Source organism: Novosphingobium sp. SG720 (genome assembly GCF_012275365.1).
In the GTDB taxonomy this organism is placed as follows: Bacteria; Pseudomonadota; Alphaproteobacteria; order Sphingomonadales; family Sphingomonadaceae; genus Novosphingobium; species Novosphingobium rhizosphaerae.
Map to the genome: position 1 here is coordinate 43,859 of NZ_JAAZQN010000006.1, position 18,076 is coordinate 61,934.

General features: G+C 66.8%; 13 protein-coding genes. 7 read left to right on the top strand and 6 right to left on the bottom strand.

Annotation, left to right across the window (positions count from 1 at the left end):
• Nucleotides 1–129 precede the first annotated feature (129 nt).
• From katG to FHW94_RS18675, 3 genes are all read right to left on the bottom strand, one after another.
• Nucleotides 130–2,346 (bottom strand): catalase/peroxidase HPI, encoded by a 2,217-nt coding sequence (gene katG, locus FHW94_RS18665; RefSeq protein ID WP_168557351.1) that lies wholly within the window; start codon nt 2,344–2,346, stop codon nt 130–132.
• A 102-nt stretch (nt 2,347–2,448) separates the two neighbouring features.
• The gene (locus tag FHW94_RS18670) at nt 2,449–3,162 is read right to left on the bottom strand and encodes an alpha/beta hydrolase (protein WP_210425754.1); all 714 of its coding nucleotides are present in this window, start codon (nt 3,160–3,162) and stop codon (nt 2,449–2,451) included.
• Between the two features lie 127 nt (nt 3,163–3,289).
• Nucleotides 3,290–4,186, bottom strand: a complete 897-nt coding sequence (locus FHW94_RS18675; protein WP_168557353.1) for a LysR family transcriptional regulator — start codon at nt 4,184–4,186, stop codon at nt 3,290–3,292.
• Between the two features lie 91 nt (nt 4,187–4,277).
• On the opposite strand from FHW94_RS18675, the gene FHW94_RS18680 reads away from it, so the two are divergent.
• From FHW94_RS18680 to FHW94_RS18700, 5 genes are read left to right on the top strand one after another with little or no spacing between them, the layout of a single operon-like run.
• Complete coding sequence (locus FHW94_RS18680; RefSeq protein WP_168557354.1) at nt 4,278–5,444, top strand: isovaleryl-CoA dehydrogenase; 1,167 nt, start codon at nt 4,278–4,280, stop codon at nt 5,442–5,444.
• Nucleotides 5,441–7,042, top strand: coding sequence for a carboxyl transferase domain-containing protein (locus FHW94_RS18685; RefSeq protein WP_168557355.1), 1,602 nt, complete (start codon nt 5,441–5,443; stop codon nt 7,040–7,042). Before FHW94_RS18680 ends, FHW94_RS18685 begins: the two co-directional genes overlap by 4 nt.
• A 5-nt stretch (nt 7,043–7,047) precedes the next feature.
• Nucleotides 7,048–8,889 (top strand): acetyl/propionyl/methylcrotonyl-CoA carboxylase subunit alpha, encoded by a 1,842-nt coding sequence (locus FHW94_RS18690; RefSeq protein ID WP_168557356.1) that lies wholly within the window; start codon nt 7,048–7,050, stop codon nt 8,887–8,889.
• 4 nt (nt 8,890–8,893) lie between these two features.
• Nucleotides 8,894–9,346, top strand: a complete 453-nt coding sequence (locus FHW94_RS18695) for a MaoC family dehydratase (RefSeq protein WP_168557357.1) — start codon at nt 8,894–8,896, stop codon at nt 9,344–9,346.
• Complete coding sequence (locus FHW94_RS18700) at nt 9,343–10,176, top strand: CoA ester lyase (protein ID WP_168557358.1); 834 nt, start codon at nt 9,343–9,345, stop codon at nt 10,174–10,176. Before FHW94_RS18695 ends, FHW94_RS18700 begins: the two co-directional genes overlap by 4 nt.
• A gap of 136 nt (nt 10,177–10,312) precedes the next feature.
• Here the strand turns inward: FHW94_RS18700 and dhaL are convergent, their stop codons facing one another.
• The 3 genes from dhaL to FHW94_RS18715 are packed head-to-tail and all read right to left on the bottom strand — an operon-like array spanning nt 10,313 to nt 14,606.
• Nucleotides 10,313–12,040, bottom strand: coding sequence for a dihydroxyacetone kinase subunit DhaL (dhaL, locus tag FHW94_RS18705; protein ID WP_168557359.1), 1,728 nt, complete (start codon nt 12,038–12,040; stop codon nt 10,313–10,315).
• Nucleotides 12,041–12,051: 11 nt separating this feature from the next.
• Nucleotides 12,052–13,398, bottom strand: coding sequence for an MFS transporter (locus tag FHW94_RS18710; RefSeq protein ID WP_168557360.1), 1,347 nt, complete (start codon nt 13,396–13,398; stop codon nt 12,052–12,054).
• Complete coding sequence (locus FHW94_RS18715; RefSeq protein ID WP_168557361.1) at nt 13,398–14,606, bottom strand: cytochrome P450; 1,209 nt, start codon at nt 14,604–14,606, stop codon at nt 13,398–13,400. Before FHW94_RS18715 ends, FHW94_RS18710 begins: the two co-directional genes overlap by 1 nt.
• 188 nt (nt 14,607–14,794) lie before the next feature.
• On the opposite strand from FHW94_RS18715, the gene FHW94_RS18720 reads away from it, so the two are divergent.
• Both FHW94_RS18720 and FHW94_RS18725 read left to right on the top strand, forming a co-directional pair.
• Complete coding sequence (locus tag FHW94_RS18720; protein ID WP_168557362.1) at nt 14,795–15,322, top strand: MarR family transcriptional regulator; 528 nt, start codon at nt 14,795–14,797, stop codon at nt 15,320–15,322.
• Between the two features lie 287 nt (nt 15,323–15,609).
• Nucleotides 15,610–17,982 (top strand): TonB-dependent receptor, encoded by a 2,373-nt coding sequence (locus FHW94_RS18725; protein ID WP_168557363.1) that lies wholly within the window; start codon nt 15,610–15,612, stop codon nt 17,980–17,982.
• The last annotated feature ends 94 nt before the right edge of the window (nt 17,983–18,076 follow it).

The window sequence follows — 18,076 nt, forward strand, 5'->3', positions numbered from 1 at the left end:
AGATTTAGGTCAGGGAGCGTGAGAACGGTTGATTGTCGCGACCCGGAGCGCAGCGCAATTTTAGTACGCGGGCACAAGAAACGCGAAAAGCGGCCGTTCGCAGCCCCATGGGCTAAATCGCCACGCCGCCTAGACCAGCAAGTCGAAGCGGTCGGCGTTCATCACTTTGGTCCAGGTGGCGATGAAATCGGCCACGAACTTGTCTTGCGCGTCCAGCCCGGCATAGACCTCGCACAGCCCGCGCAGCTGGGCATTGGCCCCGAACACCAGGTCCACACGGGTGGCCGTCCAGCGCCGTTCCCCGCTGGCGCGATCGGTGCCCACGAATGTGCCGGCCTCTTCCCCCGCTGCCCATGCGGTGTTCATATCCAGCAGGTTGACCACGAAATCGTTGGTCAACTGGCCCGGCCGCTCGGTCAGCACGCCGTGGGGCGATCCGCCGTGGTTGGCCCCCAGCACGCGCAGCCCGGCAACGAGGACCGTCATTTCCGCCGCGCCCAGGCCCAGCAATTGCGCACGGTCGATCAGCAGTTCTTCCGCGCTGACCGCCATCGGCTGTTCCAGATAGTTGCGGAAGCCATCGGCCCGTGGCTCCAGATAGGCAAAGCTATCCGCGTCGGTCTGGTCCTGCGCGGCGTCGGTGCGGCCAGGCACGAACGGCACGTCCACCGTGCGACCGGCCGCCTTGGCCGCCAGTTCGATGCCGACGCCGCCGCCCAGCACGATCAGGTCGGCCAGCGAGACTTTGCGCCCATCGCCGCGGCCGGCATCGAAACGCGCCTTGATGCCTTCGTACGCAGCCAGCACGCGTTCGAGCCGCGCCGGCTCGTTCACTGCCCAGCCGCGTTGGGGCGCCAGCGCGATGCGCGCGCCGTTGGCCCCGCCGCGCCGGTCCGACCCGCGATAGGTCGAAGCCGACGCCCAGGCCGTGCCGACCAGCTCGGCCACCGACAGGCCCGCGGCGGCAATGTCGGCCTTGAGCGCGGCAATGTCGGCCGCGTCGATCAAGGGGTAGTCGCGCGCCGGGATCGGATCCTGCCAGATCAGGTCTTCATGCGGCACATCAGGCCCAAGATAGCGAGCCTTGGGCCCCATGTCGCGGTGGGTCAGCTTGAACCAGGCGCGGGCGAAACTGTCGGCAAACAGGGCCGGATCGGCGCGAAAGCGTTCCAGCACGGCGCGATAGGCGGGATCGACTTTGAGCGCCATGTCGGCCGTGGTCATCATCGTGGGCACTTTCACGCCCGGCGTGTGCGCCTTGGGTGCCAGCGTTTCTTCCGGATTGCCCACTGGCTGCCACTGGTGCGCGCCGGCCGGGCTGCGCACCAGTTCGTATTCATGGTCCAGCAGCATGTCGAAGTAGGTCATGTCCCACTGCGTGGGGGTGGGCGTCCATGCGCCTTCGATGCCCGATGTGATCGTGTCGTCGCCCATGCCGCTGCCATGGGTGGAAATCCAGCCCAGGCCCATCTGGGCAATGTCCGCCCCTTCGGGCGCCAGGCCGACGAGCGATGCATCGCCGCCGCCGTGGGCCTTGCCAAACGTGTGGCCGCCGGCGGTCAGCGCCACGGTCTCGGCATCGTCCATGCCCATGCGGGCAAAGGTTTCGCGGATGTCGCGCGCCGAACCAACCGGATCGGGCACGCTGCCGGGCCCTTCGGGGTTCACATAGATCAGCCCCATCTGGATCGCGGCCAGCGGCCCTTCCAACGCGCGCCCGGCCGCCTCGTCGATGCGCGTCGGGTTTTCCGGATCGCCCACCCAGGTCGTTTCGCTGCCCCAGAACACGTCGAGCGACGGCTCGTGAATATCCTCGCGCCCGCCGCCAAAGCCGAAGATCGGGCCGCCCATCGATTCGATCGCGACGTTGCCGGCCATGATGAACAGGTCAGCCCAGCTGAGCGCTGCGCCATACTTGCGCTTGATCGGCCAGAGCAGGCGGCGCGCCTTGTCGAGATTGCCGTTGTCCGGCCAGGAATTGAGCGGGGCGAACCGCTGCGATCCCGATGACGAACCGCCGCGCCCGTCGCCACTGCGATAGCTGCCGGCCGAATGCCAGGCCATGCGGATGAAGAACGGGCCATAGTGGCCATAGTCGGCCGGCCACCACGGTTGGCTGTCGGTCATCAGGACGTGCAGATCGGCCTTGACGCCCGCGTAATCGAGCGTGCGGAACGCGGCACGATAGTCGAGCCCTTGTGGATAGGGGCTGGCGGACTGACCATGCTGGGCCAGGATCGCCAGTGGCAGCGCTTCGGGCCACCAGTCCTTGTTGGTGCGCCCCAAGAGGGGCCGCGTCTTGGCTGCACCACCACCCATCGGGCACTTCGTCGTCACCGCGTTCATCGTCTTCTCCATTGCTCGGCCACAAGTCGTTGCGATCGGGGCCGCGATCCGGATCGCGGCGATCCTCTCACGAAGCCGATGGTGACAACAGGGTCCTTTGGTTCAGTCTGTCGGAGCGGCCGCGCAGGCCGCCGCAGCCTCCAGGATCACGCCGGCCACGGCCGCGGGTTGCGACAGCAGGCTGAGATGCCCGGCATCCAACTCGGTGGTTTGCGCGCCCATCGCGACGGCCAGTTCGCGCTCCAGCGCCACGCTCACGATGCGATCCTGCGCCGAAACGATATACCAGCAGGGGCGCGTTTCCCACGCGGCCTGGTCCACCTTGTCGGCAAAGGTGCTGGCCGCCAAGGGGGGCTGCACCACACACAGCACGCGCGCCTCTGCCTCGGGCAGGTCCTGCGCCACGTCCTCGATCCAGCCCGCTTCGCTCAGCGTCAGGAAACCGGCGCCGTCATTGATGATCTTGCCCAGCGCGGGCGGCGCTTCATAGCGTCCCACTTGCTCCCCCACGGTTTCGCCGGCCTTGGGCGCAAAGGCGGCGACATAGACGAGCGCCTTGACCTTGGGATCGTTGCCAGCCTGGGTGATCACCGCCCCACCCCAGCTGTGCCCGACGAGCACGACCGGCCCCTCGATCGCGGCCAGCGCGCGGGCGGTGGCCGCCACGTCATCGGCAAGGGAGGTGGTGGGATTTGGCACGGCAACCACCGCGAGCCCTTCCGCCAGCAGCAAGGGGATCACGCGCTGCCAGCTCGATCCATCGGCCCAGGCGCCGTGGACAAGGACAATGGTGGGCAAAGCAGGAGTGTCTGTCATGGCACGTTCCGATCGAAAGAGGGGGGCAGGCAGCGATGCGCAAGGGCCGGCCAAACATCGCAAGACCGCGGCGCGCGCGGCAATCCCCGATCGGGTGAATCGCCAGCCCCCGACCGGGGCTGCGCCGCTATTCCCGTGCCCCTGATCCTGTGGCATTCCAACCCTGGGCCAGGCGCGCCCAACTGGCCACCAGCGCCAGGTCCAGTGCCTGCCCTCCGCCGATCAGGCCCAGGCGGCGGCGGAAGTCATAGCCGGCCAATGGCACCGCCACGATGCCACCATTCGCCGCCTCACCCGCCAGGCAGACTGGCCCGGTCGTCACCGCCAGGCCGGCCCTCACCAGCGCCAGGCAGCGTTCTTCGTTGGCGCTGCGCAGCAGAAAATGCGGGCGCACGCCTTGGGCGGTGAAGAACCGGCTGGTTTCGGCCAGAATCTCGCAACTGCGCCGTGCCACCATGACCTCGGCCGCCAGGTCGAGCGCGCTCAACATACCCCGCCCGGCCAGGGGATGGTCGCGCGGCAGCAGCATCGCATAGCCTTCCTCCACCACGGCGCCTTCGCCTGCCCCGCCCTGCGGCCCCGGCCCGTGCAACAGCGTGAGGATCGCATCGAGCTGCCCCTCCCCCAGCCGGCGGCGCAGATCGGCATCGCTTCCCTCCACCAGCACCAGCGGCCGCACCGCCTGCACGTCGCGCGCCAGAGTGACCAGCACTTGCGCCGGCAAGGAGGACAGCACCCCCAGCCGCAGCGGCGCCGCCATCGGCGCCAGGCCGTCTGCCGGCATTTCCGCCAGGCGGAACTCGCGCTCGATCGTGCGGGCATGGGCCAAGAGCCGCGTGCCCGCTGCGGTCAGCCGGATCTGCTTGCGATCGCGCATCAGCAGCGGCGCGCCCACCAGCCGCTCCAGCTCGGCCAGGCCGGCCGAAAGCGTCGGCTGGGAAAGGTTCAGGCGCCGCGCCGCCGCGGTGATCCCGCCGGTTTCGACTATGGCCAGGAACTGGCGCAGGTGGTTCCGCTTCAACATAGGTGTTTTCTATGGAAATCCGCTGTGAAAATCAATTTTCTGCTTGATGCAAGGCGCGGTATGATGCGGGTGGGAAGAGGAGAACATTGCCATGCGTGCCACACCCGATCTCGATTTCGGCCTCGATGAAAACGCCCTGATGATCCGCGAGGCTGCAGGCCGCTTTGCCGATGAACAGATTGCCCCGCTCGCCGCTGCGATCGATGCCGAAGATCGCTTCCCGCGCGAATTGTGGCAGCCGATGGGCGCGCTGGGCCTGCACGGGGTGACCGTGGCAGAGGAGTTCGGCGGACTTGGCCTGGGCTATCTCCACCATGTCATCGCGGTGGAGGAAGTGAGCCGGGCCTCGGGCGCGGTTGGCCTGTCTTATGGCGCGCATTCCAACTTGTGCGTCAACCAGATCCACCGCTGGGGCAATGCCGAACAAAAGGCCAAGTACCTGCCCAAGCTGGTTTCGGGCGAGCATCTAGGCAGCCTGGCCATGTCCGAAGTTGGCGCCGGGTCCGATGTGGTGGCGATGAAGCTGCGTGCCGATGCAGTAGAGGGCGGCTGGCGCCTCAACGGCACCAAGTTCTGGATCACCAACGGCACTTATGCCGATACCCTGGTGGTCTATGCCAAGACCGCGCCGGATGCCGGGCCAAAGGGCATCACCGCCTTCCTGATCGAGCGCGGCATGGCGGGCTTTTCCATCGGGCAGAAGATCGACAAGATGGGCCTGCGCGGCAGCCCGACTTGCGAACTGGTGTTCGAGGATTGCTTCGTGCCGTCCGAAAACGTGATGGGCCCGGTCAACGGTGGCGTGGGCGTGCTGATGAGCGGGCTGGATTACGAGCGCGTGGTGCTTGCGGGTATGCAGATCGGCATTATGCAGGCCTGTCTCGATACCGTGATCCCCTATGTCCGCGAGCGCCAGCAATTCGGCAAGCCGATCGGCACGTTCCAGCTGATGCAGGCCAAAGTGGCGGACATGTACGTGTCGCTGCAATCGGCGCGCGCCTATGTCTATACCGTGGCGCGCGCCTGCGACGCGGGGCAGACCACCCGGTTCGATGCGGCGGGCGCCATCCTGCTGGCCAGCGAAAGCGCGTTCCGCGTGGCGGGCGAGGCGATCCAGGCGCTGGGCGGCGCCGGCTATACCAAGGATTGGCCGGTGGAACGCTATCTGCGCGATGCCAAGCTGCTCGACATCGGCGCGGGTACCAACGAAATCCGCCGCATGCTGATCGGCCGCGAACTGATCGGCATCAAGGGATGAGCGCGCCAGTCCTGCCCACCGCGCTCGATCCGGCCAGCCCCGAAGCCAAGGCCCGCGCCGCGCACAACCGTGCGCTGGCAGAAGAGCTGCACGCCCGCGTGGCCAAGGCCGCGCTGGGTGGCGACGAACGCGCCCGCGCCCGCCACACCGCGCGGGGCAAGCTCTTGCCGCGCGAGCGGGTGGAGCGCCTGCTCGATCCCGGATCGCCATTCCTGGAAATTGGCCAACTGGCCGCCAACGGCCTCTACAACGATGAGGTGCCCGGCGCGGGGATCATCGCCGGGGTGGGCCGGGTTTCGGGTCAGCAATGCATGGTCTTTGCCAACGATGCGACCGTCAAGGGCGGCACCTATTTCCCGATGACGGTGAAGAAGCATCTGCGCGCCCAGGAAATCGCGCAGGAAAATCGCCTGCCCTGCCTCTATCTGGTGGATTCGGGCGGCGCCAACCTGCCCAACCAGGCAGAGGTTTTCCCCGATCGCGATCACTTCGGCCGCTTCTTCTTCAACCAGGCGCGGATGAGCGGCGCGGGCATCGCCCAGATCGCCGCCGTGATGGGTTCGTGCACCGCCGGCGGCGCCTATGTTCCGGCGATGAGCGACGAGACGGTGATCGTGAAAGAGCAAGGCACGATCTTCCTCGCCGGTCCGCCGCTGGTCAAGGCCGCCACGGGCGAGGAAATCTCCGCCGAAGACCTGGGCGGCGGCGATCTCCACGCGCGCCAATCGGGCGTGGTCGATCACCTGGTCGAAAACGACGAACACGCCCTGTCCATCGTGCGCGACATCGTCTCGCACCTGGGCGCGCCCGGCGATGCCGGGGTGGAGCGGCGCGAAAGCCGCCCGCCGCTTCACGATCCGCAAGACCTCTATAGCGTGATCCCGCAAGACGTGCGCGCGCCCTACGATGTGCGCGAAGTGATCGCGCGGATCGTGGATGGCAGCGAATTCCACGAATTCAAGGCCTTGTTCGGCACCACGCTGGTCTGCGGCTTTGCCCATATCCACGGAATGCCGGTGGCGATCCTGGCCAACAACGGCGTGCTGTTCTCGCAATCCGCGCAAAAGGGCGCGCATTTCATCGAACTCGCCTGCCAGCGCCGCATTCCGCTGCTGTTCCTGCAGAACATCTCGGGCTTCATGGTCGGCGGCAAGTATGAGGCCGAAGGGATCGCCAAGCACGGGGCCAAGCTGGTGACGGCCGTGGCCACCGCGCAAGTGCCCAAGATCACCGTGCTGATCGGCGGCAGTTTCGGCGCGGGCAACTATGGCATGTGCGGGCGCGCCTATTCCCCGCGCTTCCTGTTCACCTGGCCCAATGCGCGCATTTCGGTGATGGGCGGGGAACAGGCGGCCAGCGTGCTAGCCACCGTGCACCGCGATGCCGCCACCTGGACGAGCGAGGAAGCAGAAGCCTTCAAGGCGCCGATCCGCCAGAAATACGAGGATGAAGGCAATCCCTATTACGCCACCGCCCGCCTGTGGGACGATGGCGTGATCGATCCGGTGCAGACCCGCGATGTCGTCGGCCTTGCGCTGGAAGCCTGCCTCCAGGCCCCGATTGCCGAGCGTGCGTCGTTCGGCGTGTTCAGGATGTGATGCCGATGCTTGAATCCATCCTCATCGCCAATCGCGGCGAAATCGCCTGCCGGATCATCCGCACGGCCAAGCGCCTGGGCCTGCGCACCGTGGCCGTCTATTCCGAAGCCGACGCGCAAGCCATGCACGTGGCACAAGCCGACCAGGCCGTGGCCATCGGCGCCGCGCCGCCGCGCGAATCCTATCTGGTGGGAGAGCGGATCATCGCCGCCGCACTGGAAACCGGCGCGCAGGCCGTCCACCCCGGCTATGGTTTCCTGTCGGAAAACGCTGAGTTTGCCCAGGCGGTGATCGATGCCGGGCTGGTGTGGATCGGCCCGCCGCCCTCGGCGATTTCCGCCATGGGCCTGAAAGACGCGGCCAAGGCGCTGATGCAGCAGGCGGGCGTGCCCACCACGCCGGGCTATCTGGGTGAAAACCAGGATGCCGATTGGCTGGCGCAGGAAGCCGCCAAAGTCGGCTATCCCGTGCTGATCAAGGCCGTGGCCGGTGGCGGCGGCAAGGGCATGCGGCTGGTGGAGCAGGCGGCAGACTTTGCCGATGCGCTCGCCTCGTGCCAGCGTGAGGCTGCGGCCGCGTTCGGCAATGCCCATGTGCTGATCGAGAAGTATATCCTTTCGCCCCGCCATATCGAAGTGCAGGTGTTCGGCGACGCGCACGGGAATGTCGTCCACCTGTTCGAGCGCGATTGCTCGCTGCAGCGCCGCCATCAAAAGGTGATCGAGGAAGCTCCCGCCCCCGGCATGGACGAAGCGACCCGCGCCGCCGTCTGCCAGGCCGCCGTGCGCGCGGCGCAAGCGGTGGGCTATCAGGGCGCGGGCACGGTGGAATTCATCGCCGATGGCTCGGAAGGGCTGCGCGCCGACCGCATCTGGTTCATGGAAATGAACACCCGGCTCCAGGTGGAACACCCGGTGACCGAGGCGATCACCGGCGTCGATCTGGTCGAGTGGCAGATCCGCGTGGCGAGCGGAGAGCCGCTGCCGCGCACCCAGCAAGACCTGTCGATCCAGGGCTGGGCAATGGAAGCGCGCCTCTATGCCGAAGACCCGGCCAAGGGCTTTCTCCCTTCGATCGGACGGCTGGACCATCTGCATTTCGGCATGGGTGAAGGCGGCCGCATCGATACCGGCGTGACGCAGGGAGACACGATCACCCCGTTCTACGATCCGATGATCGCCAAGGTCATCGCCCACGGCCCCACCCGCGATGACGCGCGCCGCCGCCTCTCCGCGATGCTGGACCAGACCGCCGTGTGGCCGGTGCGCACCAATGCCGCGTTCCTCACCCGCGCGCTGGCCCATCCGCAATTCGTGGCCGGCACGGTCGATACCGGCGTGATCGGCCGCGATGGCGTGATGATGGCACAGGCGGTTGCCCCCTCGCCCGCCGCGCTCGCCCGCGCCGCCGCGCGGCTGGTGGCACCGAGCCTGGCGCCGGGCCTGCGCCTGAACAGCCCGCCCCGGCGCACCGCGCGCTTCCTGCTCGATGGCGCGGCGATAGACGTGGCGCTCGATCGTCCGGCCAGTGGCCCGGCACAGTCCAGCCTGGTGTGCGAAGGCGGTCAGACCTGGCTGCTCGAACCCTGGCACCACACGGCCAGCGATGCCGCCAGCGCGGGCGACGGCGCCATTCTGGCGCCCATGCCCGGCCGCGTCATCGCCGTATCGGTGGCGCAGGGGGAAGTGGTCGCCAAGGGGCAAAAGCTCTTGACGCTGGAAGCGATGAAGATGGAACACACCCTGCTGGCCCCGTTCGATGGCGTGGTGGCGGCGCTGGAAACGCAGGCCGGCGCGCAAGTGCAGGTGGATGCCCTGCTCGCGCGCATCGTGCAAAAGGAAGACTGACGGCATGAGCGGACGTTTCTTCGATGCCTGGCACGTGGGCGACCGGATCGAACACCCGATCCGCCGCACCGTGACCGAGACCGACAACCTGCTGTTCTCGTGCATGACGCACAATCCCCAGCCGCTGCACCTCGATGCCGAAGCCGCGCGCGCCAGCGAATTTGGCCAGATCCTGGTCAACGGCACTTATACATTCGCGCTGATGGTCGGCCTTTCGGTGGGGGAAACCACGCTGGGCACGCTGGTGGCCAATCTGGGCTATGATGCCGTCACCATGCCCAGCCCGGTGTTTATCGGCGATACGCTCCACGCCACCAGCGAAGTGGTGGAACTGCGCCCCTCACGCTCGCGCCCCGGCGCCGGCATCGTCACGTTCGCGCACGAGCTGATCAACCAGCGCGGCCAGGTGGTTTGCAAATGCAGGCGCAGCGCGCTGATCGCGGGCAGCCCGGCATGAAGCTGCGCTCGCTCCTGTTCGTTCCGGGCGACCGGCCCGATCGCTTTGCCAAGGCGGCCGCCAGCGGGGCAGACGCGATCATTCTCGATCTTGAGGATTCGGTTGCCCTTGCCGCCAAGGAAACGGCCCGCGCCGCCGTGGCAGACTATCTGGCAACCCAGCGGCCCTGCCCCGTCTTCGTGCGGATCAACCCGGTCGATGGCGATCTCGCCGCCGCCGATCTTGCCGCCGTGCTGCCCGGCCGGCCCGATGCCATCGTGCTGCCCAAGGCCGAAGGGGCTGAAACCGTGGGCACTTTGCTGGCCATGATGGGGCCGCAAGCCGTGCCGATCCTGCCCATCGCCACCGAAACGCCGGCCGCCGTGTTCGAACTGGGCAGCTATGGCGATGTGCGCGCCGCGCTCTGCGGCCTCACCTGGGGTGCGGAAGACCTGCCCGCCGCCATCGGCGCTGCCACCGCGCGCGAGGACGATGGCCGCTATACGCCACCTTATGAACTGGTGCGCAGCCTCACCCTGTTTGCCGCGCACAAGGCCGGCGTTGCGGCGATCGAAACGGTCTATCCCGCCTTGTCGGACATGGCCGGCCTTGCTGCCTACGCCGCCCGCGGGCGGCGCGACGGGTTCACCGGCATGATGGCGCTGCACCCCGCGCAAGTGCCGGTGATCAACCAGGCCTTCACCCCCACCCCGGCCGAAGTGGCCAATGCCCGCCGCATCGTCGCGCTGTTCGAAGCCGATCCCACGCTGGGCGTGGTCCAACTGGACGGCCGCATGATCGACCGCCCCCACCTCAAACAAGCAAGGGCGATCCTGACGCGGGTGGATTGATCCTCCTTCGGGCAGGGCCAACCGAACCCATATTTGGGGTGCAGCGCTGACCGGCTAGCGCCATCCACTCGGCGTCGAGAAGCGAACGGACCCGATTGGCAGTCTGCGCGTTGCGATTGCCTTGATGGCGCCGCGATCAGCCCTTCCTTGACGCTTCGGCTTGCGCCCAATCGTTGATCGCGCCCATCCACAAGGCAACACCGACAGCACCGGGATCGGGATGGCCGGCGGCGCGGTCCCCGATATAGCTGGATCGCCCCTTGCGTGGGATCATGGCCCTTGTTGCGTCCGCCCCGGCCTGGGCAGCGGCATGCATCGCTGCCACGCGCTGGGTCCAGATCCCATCTGACTGCGCCAGCGCCGCCGTGGCGGGAACCAGAGCGTCGAGCATGGTACGATCTCCGGGGGCAGCGCCGCCGAGCGCCATCATGCCCTGGCAACCCGCGTCGAGCGCCCGCGCCCATGCAGCCGGATCGGCGGGATCGGCTTCCTGTTCCAGCGCGCGGGCCGCGCGCAGCACGGCCATGGCATAAAGCGGCCCTGACGTTCCGCCCAGCGAGCGGCGCAGCAGGGCGGAGACTTGCGCCAAGGCGCGGGCGGGATGGGCGCAATCAAGCGTGGCAAAGGCGGCGTCGAGACTATCGGCGCCACGCGCCAGGCTGATGCCCAGGTCGCCGTCGCCCACCGCACTGTCAAGCCGCGTCAGTTCGGGCTCGGCCTCGCGCAGCAGCGCGATCACGGCACGGATCGCAGCGGCGAGGCCCGCTGCCTGCGCCGCATTGGCCCAGGCCGGACCGGTCACCGCGTCTTCTTCGGCAAGGGTCACGGGATCGGCCAGGGCAACCTGCGTGGCGGGAATCGTGGGCGCATTCCAGGCCGGCGCCTGCGTCGCTGCCAGCAGGCGTTGCGCGCGCAACGCGTCGAGCCGCATGACCGACAGCGAGCAGCCCGCCATTTCCAGCGCACTGAGGAACGTGCCGGCCTGGACCGCACGAACCACCAGCCCAGCCCCGGTCAGCCGTTGGAGTGCAAAGCGCGTGGCAATTGCCAGTTCCAGCGCGGGGGTGCCGCCCAGGCCGTTGACCATCAGCGCCACTTCATCACCCGCAACGAACCCGCCATAACGCAAAATGCGCTCCACCAGGTCTTCGAGCATGGCGTCGGCAGCACCGATCTTGGCACGGCGCACGCCGCTTTCGCCGTGGATACCAAGGCCGAACTCCACTTCGTCGTCACCCAGTTCGAACCCGGGATGCCCGGCGGCCGGCACGATGCAGGCCGAAAGCCCGAGGCCCATCGAGGCGAGGTTGTCAGCGGCGGCTTGCGCCTCGGCATGCACCTGGTCGAGCGACAACCCCGCCTCGGCGGCAGCGCCGGCGATCTTGTGAACCAGGATCGTGCCGGCGATGCCGCGTCGCCCAACAGCGGCGTTGCTGTCCCCCAACGCCACGTCGTCACCCACCAGCACCACGGCCACCGGCACCCCGTGGCTGCGCGCGATCTCCGCAGCGAGACCGAAGTTGAGCTTGTCGCCGGTGTAGTTCTTGACGATCAGCAGCACGCCGGCCGGGCCGCCCACGGCAAGGATCGCCTTGAGCACGGCGTCGACGCTGGGCGAGGTGAAAACCGGCCCCGCGACGGCGGCCGTGAGCATGCCTGGCCCGACATAGCCGGCATGGGCCGGCTCGTGGCCCGACCCGCCGCCCGAGATGATCGCCACCTGGCCACGCCCGCGCAGTGCGGCATGGTCGGCGCGCAGCACCACGGTCTCGTCGGGCAGGCGCACCAGGCGGCTGTCAGCCAGAACCAGCCCTTCCACCATCTCTTCGACGACGCACGCGGGATCGTTGATCAGCTTCTTCATGACAAATCCTTTCAGAGTGCGGGCGTCGCGCGCATGGCGGTGACCGCGGCACCATAGCCGCGCCGAACCCACGCGATCAGAGCAAATGCGACGAACGCCGCCAGCGCGGTGACGAGCGCCAGGGCATGGCCCACCGCAAGGTCGGATCCGAACAGATGGTCGGTGGCGAGCGCCACGAGAGTGGGGCCAAAGCCCAGCCCGATGAGGTTGATGGCAAAGAGATAGAGCGCGGTGACCTGCCCCCGGAATTCATTGGGGGTGATCGCGTGGAGCGCCGCCGGGGCGATCCCGGTCGGCACGCCGAGGAAGAAGCTGGTCCAAGCCAGCGCCGCCAGCGCGAGCGCCGGCGTAGGCGCCAGGCCGATGAAAGGAACGACAGGGATCACCGCCGCCATGCCCACCAGCGACGCGCGCAAGGCACCGTCGGCATGGCCCGCCGCGGTCCAGCGATCTGCCAGCCAGCCGCCGGCGAGAATGCCCGCGCAGCCCGCCGTCAGCAGGATCACGCCATAGGCAAAGGCCACTTCCCCCGCGCTCCAGTGGTGGACGCGGATGAACAGCGAGGGCACCCACGCCGACAGGCCATAGCTGATGATCGCGTTGACCCCGAAGCCGATGACGATCGCCAGCAGCGTCCCCGCGCGAGCACGGAAAAAGGCGAAAGTCTCCGCCATGCCCGGCATATCCTTGGCCGCCCCCCGTTCCTGGCGGGCCGGTTCGCGCAACGCTAGCATGAGCCCGGCCACCAGCAGGCCGGGCAGGCCCACGATCATGAAGGCCGCTTGCCAGGCGCGGACCGACCCGACCACGGGCAGCACGACCGCCGCCTGATTGGCCGTGGCCGTGACCGCCATGCCGCCCAGGATCAGTGCCACGCCCGAACCGACGAAGATCCCCATGGTATAGGTGCTCATCGCGCGGCCACGCCGGGCGGGGGCAAACGTATCGGAAATCAGCGAATAGGCCGCGGGCGAAAGCGTCGCCTCGCCCACGCCCACCAGAATGCGCGCGGCGAACAGCGTGCCAAAGCTGGTGGCGAAACCGCAGGCAACGGTCGCCAGGCACCACAGCACCATCCCGCCCACCATCAGTGCCTTGCGGCTACCGCGATCGGCCCAGCGGCCCAGCGCCATGCCCAGGAAGGTGTAGAAGATGGCGAAGGCAAAACCGTGAAGCAAGCTGACGGCAGTGTCGGAAAGGCCCAGGTCGGCGCGGATCGGCTGCACCATCAGGCTCAATATCTGGCGATCGACGAACGCCACCGTATAGGCGAGCAGCAGCACCGCGATGACCAGCCAGGCCCGCCAGGGCACGGGATAGCCATCGGCGCCAAGGCCTGGCACAGCGGAGCGACGCATCAGGCGCGCTCCAGCGTGACAGGCAGGCTGGCGAGGCCGCGCAGCCAATTGATGCGCTGGTATTCAGGCTCGCCCGCCACGCTCAGCCGCGCGACCTTGCGGGCGAGGGTGGAGATCAGGATATCGGCTTCCATGCGCGCCATCATCTGCCCGACGCAGGCGTGGATGCCAAAGCCGAACGCGAGGTGGCCCGATGTCTTGCGATCGAGATCGAAGCGGTGCGGATCGGCCCACTGGCGTGGATCGCGATTGGCAGCAGCGATGAACAGGATGACCTTTTCCTCCGCGCCGATCGGCACACCGCCGATCTCGACCGCGCGCGTCGTGGTGCGGCCGATATAGGGACTAGGCGCGCGATAGCGCAGGCCTTCGTCGAAGGCCGCGCGGGCCAGGCCAGGATCGGCATGGACCCGAGCCCAGTCGGTGGGCCGTTGGGCCAATGCTTCCAGCGCAAAGCCGATGCCATTGATCGTGGTGTCCATGCCGGCCGAGATGAAGATGCGCACCAACAGGCCGGCTTCATCCTCCGTGATTTCGCCCGCGTCTGCCGCGGCAAAGATCGCGGCGCCCAGGCTATCGGGCGCTACCGCTTCGCGCCGGCAGTTCGCCACCACCCAGTCGAGTATCGGCGTCGCGCGTTCGAGAGCCGCGCGATAAAGCGCGTTCTTCTCGCCCATGGCGTTGAAATTGAGTTCGGAATAGATCAGCAGGTTGCGGCGATCCTCTTTGCGAAAGCCCACGGCATCGGGCAGCGCGGCAAAAGGAAAGGCTTCGGCAAGGTCTGCCATGAGATCGACCGTGCCCTTTTCCAGCGCGGCTTCGACGATGTGCTCGGCCGTGGCGGCGAAATCCTCGCGCAGGCGGCGTAGCACGGCGGGCGACAGGATGCGATTGAGCAGGCGGCGATACTTGCCATGTTCGGGCGGGTCGTTTTCCAGGATCAGGCTGGGCTGGCGCCAGTTGCCCTGCTTGCGGATATTGGTGAAGCCCGTGCCGGAAGCCGAGGAATAGCTTTCCCAGTCGGAGAACACCGCGTGGACATCGGCATGGCGCCCCACGGCCCACACGCCGTGGCGTTCGAGGAAGACCGCCGGGGCGGTCTCGCGTACCAGCGTGTCGTAATGGTCGGGACGGGCCATCACCTCGGCGGAGAAGAGATCGAAATCGAGGGCGGGCACACGCAATGCCGCACGGGAAGCGTCGGTCATGGGAATCCTGGGCAAGATGGAAGATGTGCGCAAAGATGCCCCGCCATTGGCGATCAACACCGGTGGGCGTCGGGGTTCGGGCTGGGCATCCTCTTTTGCCCGTTAGTTTACATAGCAACCTATTGCTGTCAATCCGGGTTGCGCGTCGCAGCCTTGCGCATGCGCCACGAAACCCGCACAAGAAGCGAATGAACACCAAGAGCCAGCCTTCCCCGTCGCCGGTTTCGCGCCCCAGCTCGCGAAAGGTCATCGACCGCCATCTCTATGTGCCGCACTATCTGGTGGTCCTGGCCAACGGGATGGAGCGCGGCCAGTCGCGCATCTATCTCAAGCACTTCGGGATCGGCATCAACGAGGCGCGAATCATCACGGTGGTGGCGCACAGCGGACCGCTGACAGCGGCCGAAATTTCAGAGATTCTGGTGATGAACAAGTCGATCACCAGTCGCTCGATGCAGCTTCTGGAAGGGCGTGGGCTGGTCACGGTGGGCGATTCTCCACGGTCGCGGCCGATCACCCTGACCGATGAAGGCTATGCCCTGCACGACCGGATCGTGGCGGTTTCGCTCGCTCGCGAAGCCCTTCTGCTCGATGGCTTTTCGCCCAACGAGAAGACCATCGTGCTCGGCTACCTGGCCCGCATGGCCAGCAACATGGAACTGGCCAACGCCATCGATCCGCTGGCGGTAGAGCGGGGCGAGACGCCAACGGCGTGACAGACCGCTTGACATAGGTTGCTATGTAAACCAAAAGAGCCCCAACGAATTCGCCACGAGAGCGATGCAGAGGGGATCTTTGTGCATGACCTGCCACTAGCCTGACCGCACCGCATGTCCCCGGGCGCACCGCGCCGGCCTTCGTGCATTCCGCCCTACACCGCCCGTTCGTTTTTTCGGCACTGCCCAGGTGCCAACGGAGGCTTGCGTCCACGCCAGATGCGCGGCGCGCGGCCTGCCGCCGATCCAGACAAGATATTTGGGGGAGAACAGAGACCATGTTGCCCATGACGCAAACCCGTGCCCGCTGCCTGCGCTCGCTGACCGGTGCCAGCCTGGCGGTGGTCGCCGGCCTTTCGCTGGCCGCGCCTGCCCTGGCGCAGGAAACCCCGGAAGCCGCGCCCCAGGCGCAGACCGCTGGCGAAGTTGCCAACGGCACGCTTCCCAATGGCGAGATCATCGTGACCGCGCAGTTTCGATCGCAGCGCTTGCAGGATACGCCGCTGGCGATCACCGCCGTCGATGCCGCCGCGATCCAGAACCGCAGCCTTGGCACCGTGGTCGATGTGGCCGCCGCTGCCCCCAACGTGAACATTCGCCCCGGCGGCTCGGCGTTCGGCCCTGCGGCGCAGGTCTATATCCGTGGCATCGGCCAATATGACAGCAGCTTCGCCTTCGAACCGGGCGTGGGCATGTACGTGGACGACGTGTTCCACGGCACCCTGCTCGGCTCGATCTTCGATCTGCTCGACCTCGATCGCGTGGAAATCCTGCGCGGTCCGCAGGGCACGCTGGCGGGCAAGAACTCGATCGGTGGTGCGGTCAAGCTGTACTCGGCCAAGCCGACGGGCAGCGGGCATGGCTATGTCGAGGCCGGCTATGGTGCATTCAACCGCATCGAACTGAAAGGCAGCGCCGACTTTGCGCTTGTGCCCGACAGCCTGTTCGTGCGCGTTTCGGGCGTGTCGAAGACGCGTGACGGCTACCTCACCCGCCTCGACTACGGTTGCCTCAACCCGTCGAGCGGCGTGCCGGCGGCCACCACAGGCGCTGATTGCAAGCTTGGCACCGAAGGCGGCCAGAACATGCAGGCCGGACGCGTGGCCCTGCGCTGGCTGGCAAGCGACAAGCTGGAAGTAAACCTGGTCGGCATGGCCACCGAGGACCATTCCGAAATCGGCGCGAGCAAGCTGCTTTCGCTCACCACCACCGCTTCGATGCCGGCGGGCACCGATCCGTCGCAGTTCATCACGGGCGCCCATTCCTACACCAACTATGCGACGTACCTGAACCTGCCCTTCACCGATGCCACCGGCAGCCACGGCGCCACGTACATACCGCCGGTGAGCAAGGTTTCGGGCCGCGAAGTCTATGGCACGATCGACTACAAGTTCGGCACGGGCCTCGCGCTCAAGCTGATTTCTGCCTATCAGCGCTACAAGGGTAGCTATGGTTCGGACCTCGACCTTACGCCCTATTCGACCAATTCGGCCAACTACATCTACGATCACGAGCAATTCACCCAGGAAGCGCGGTTGAGTGGTTCGTCGCTGGCCGACAAGCTGGAATGGACCGTCGGCGGCTTCTATTACAAGGCCACCAGCCGCTTTGGCGGCGTGACGTTCATCGCCCCCGGCACCGCCACGCAGAATTTCTACGTGACGCGTGACCGCATCCCGGCACGCAGCGTCTCTGGCTTTGCCCATGCCGCCTACAAGCTGACCGACGCGCTGACGCTGACCGGCGGCATCCGCTATACCGACGACAAGAAGACCTACACCTATGGTCGCCTCAACCCCTATGACGTGAGCCAGCCGGCCTACACCGTGGCCGGGGCAATCAACGGCGTCACCGGCAAGTTTGCCGCCACGCGCTGGGACTATCGCGCCAATATCGACTATCGCTGGTCGCGCAACGTGATGACCTATGCCCAGTTCTCCACCGGCTACAAGGGTGGCGGGGTCAACCCCCGGCCGTTCGCCGCCGAACAGGCCGTGGCCTTCAACCCGGAAACCCTCACGGCCTGGGAAGTGGGTGCCAAGACCGATTTCCTCGACCGCGCGGTGCGCCTCAACCTGTCGCTGTTCCTTAACAAGTACAAGGACATCGTCTTCACCAACGTGTCACCCACGGCCAACAGCGTGACCAATGCCACCCCGGTCAACGCGGGCGACGCGACGATGAAGGGCGTGGAAGCGGAATTGACCCTGCACCCGATTGCCGGCCTTTCGATCGATGCCTCGGGCAGTTGGCTGGGCTTCCAGTTGACGCGGATTGGCGCCACGGGCGCGACCATTCGCGGCATCACGCTCGACAACAGGGCACCCTATGCTCCCGAATGGAAGTTCGGCGGCGGCGTGCAATATGCCTTTGCCCTGGGCCAGGCCGGTACCCTTACCCCGCGCTTCGACATCAACTACCAGTCCTCGTTTTTCTCAAACATCGACAACAACCCGCTCGGCAAGGTGGATGGCTATGCGCTCGCCAATGCCCGGATCATGTTCGAGGATGCCGCGCACGACTGGCAATTGGCCGTCTCGGTCACCAACATGTTCAACAAGTTCTATTACCTGAACAAGATCCGTTACCCGATCGGGATCGTGGTGGGCCAGCCCGCCCTGCCCCGCGAATGGAAAATCAGCCTGCGTCGCAACTTCTGACCCCTGCGGCGTAAAGAAGATGCCTGGTGTCTGCGCTTGCTCACAGACCCCAGGCATCGAGGTATGCAGGCCGTCCGGGAAGGAATGCAGCCTG

Coding starts and splice junctions, on each gene's coding strand:
- katG (WP_168557351.1), bottom strand. CDS start 2,346: ATGAACGCGGTGACGACGAAGTGCCCGATGGGTGGTGGTGCAGCCAAG.
- FHW94_RS18670 (WP_210425754.1), bottom strand. CDS start 3,162: ATGACAGACACTCCTGCTTTGCCCACCATTGTCCTTGTCCACGGCGCC.
- FHW94_RS18675 (WP_168557353.1), bottom strand. CDS start 4,186: ATGTTGAAGCGGAACCACCTGCGCCAGTTCCTGGCCATAGTCGAAACC.
- FHW94_RS18680 (WP_168557354.1), top strand. CDS start 4,278: ATGCGTGCCACACCCGATCTCGATTTCGGCCTCGATGAAAACGCCCTG.
- FHW94_RS18685 (WP_168557355.1), top strand. CDS start 5,441: ATGAGCGCGCCAGTCCTGCCCACCGCGCTCGATCCGGCCAGCCCCGAA.
- FHW94_RS18690 (WP_168557356.1), top strand. CDS start 7,048: ATGCTTGAATCCATCCTCATCGCCAATCGCGGCGAAATCGCCTGCCGG.
- FHW94_RS18695 (WP_168557357.1), top strand. CDS start 8,894: ATGAGCGGACGTTTCTTCGATGCCTGGCACGTGGGCGACCGGATCGAA.
- FHW94_RS18700 (WP_168557358.1), top strand. CDS start 9,343: ATGAAGCTGCGCTCGCTCCTGTTCGTTCCGGGCGACCGGCCCGATCGC.
- dhaL (WP_168557359.1), bottom strand. CDS start 12,040: ATGAAGAAGCTGATCAACGATCCCGCGTGCGTCGTCGAAGAGATGGTG.
- FHW94_RS18710 (WP_168557360.1), bottom strand. CDS start 13,398: ATGCGTCGCTCCGCTGTGCCAGGCCTTGGCGCCGATGGCTATCCCGTG.
- FHW94_RS18715 (WP_168557361.1), bottom strand. CDS start 14,606: ATGACCGACGCTTCCCGTGCGGCATTGCGTGTGCCCGCCCTCGATTTC.
- FHW94_RS18720 (WP_168557362.1), top strand. CDS start 14,795: ATGAACACCAAGAGCCAGCCTTCCCCGTCGCCGGTTTCGCGCCCCAGC.
- FHW94_RS18725 (WP_168557363.1), top strand. CDS start 15,610: ATGACGCAAACCCGTGCCCGCTGCCTGCGCTCGCTGACCGGTGCCAGC.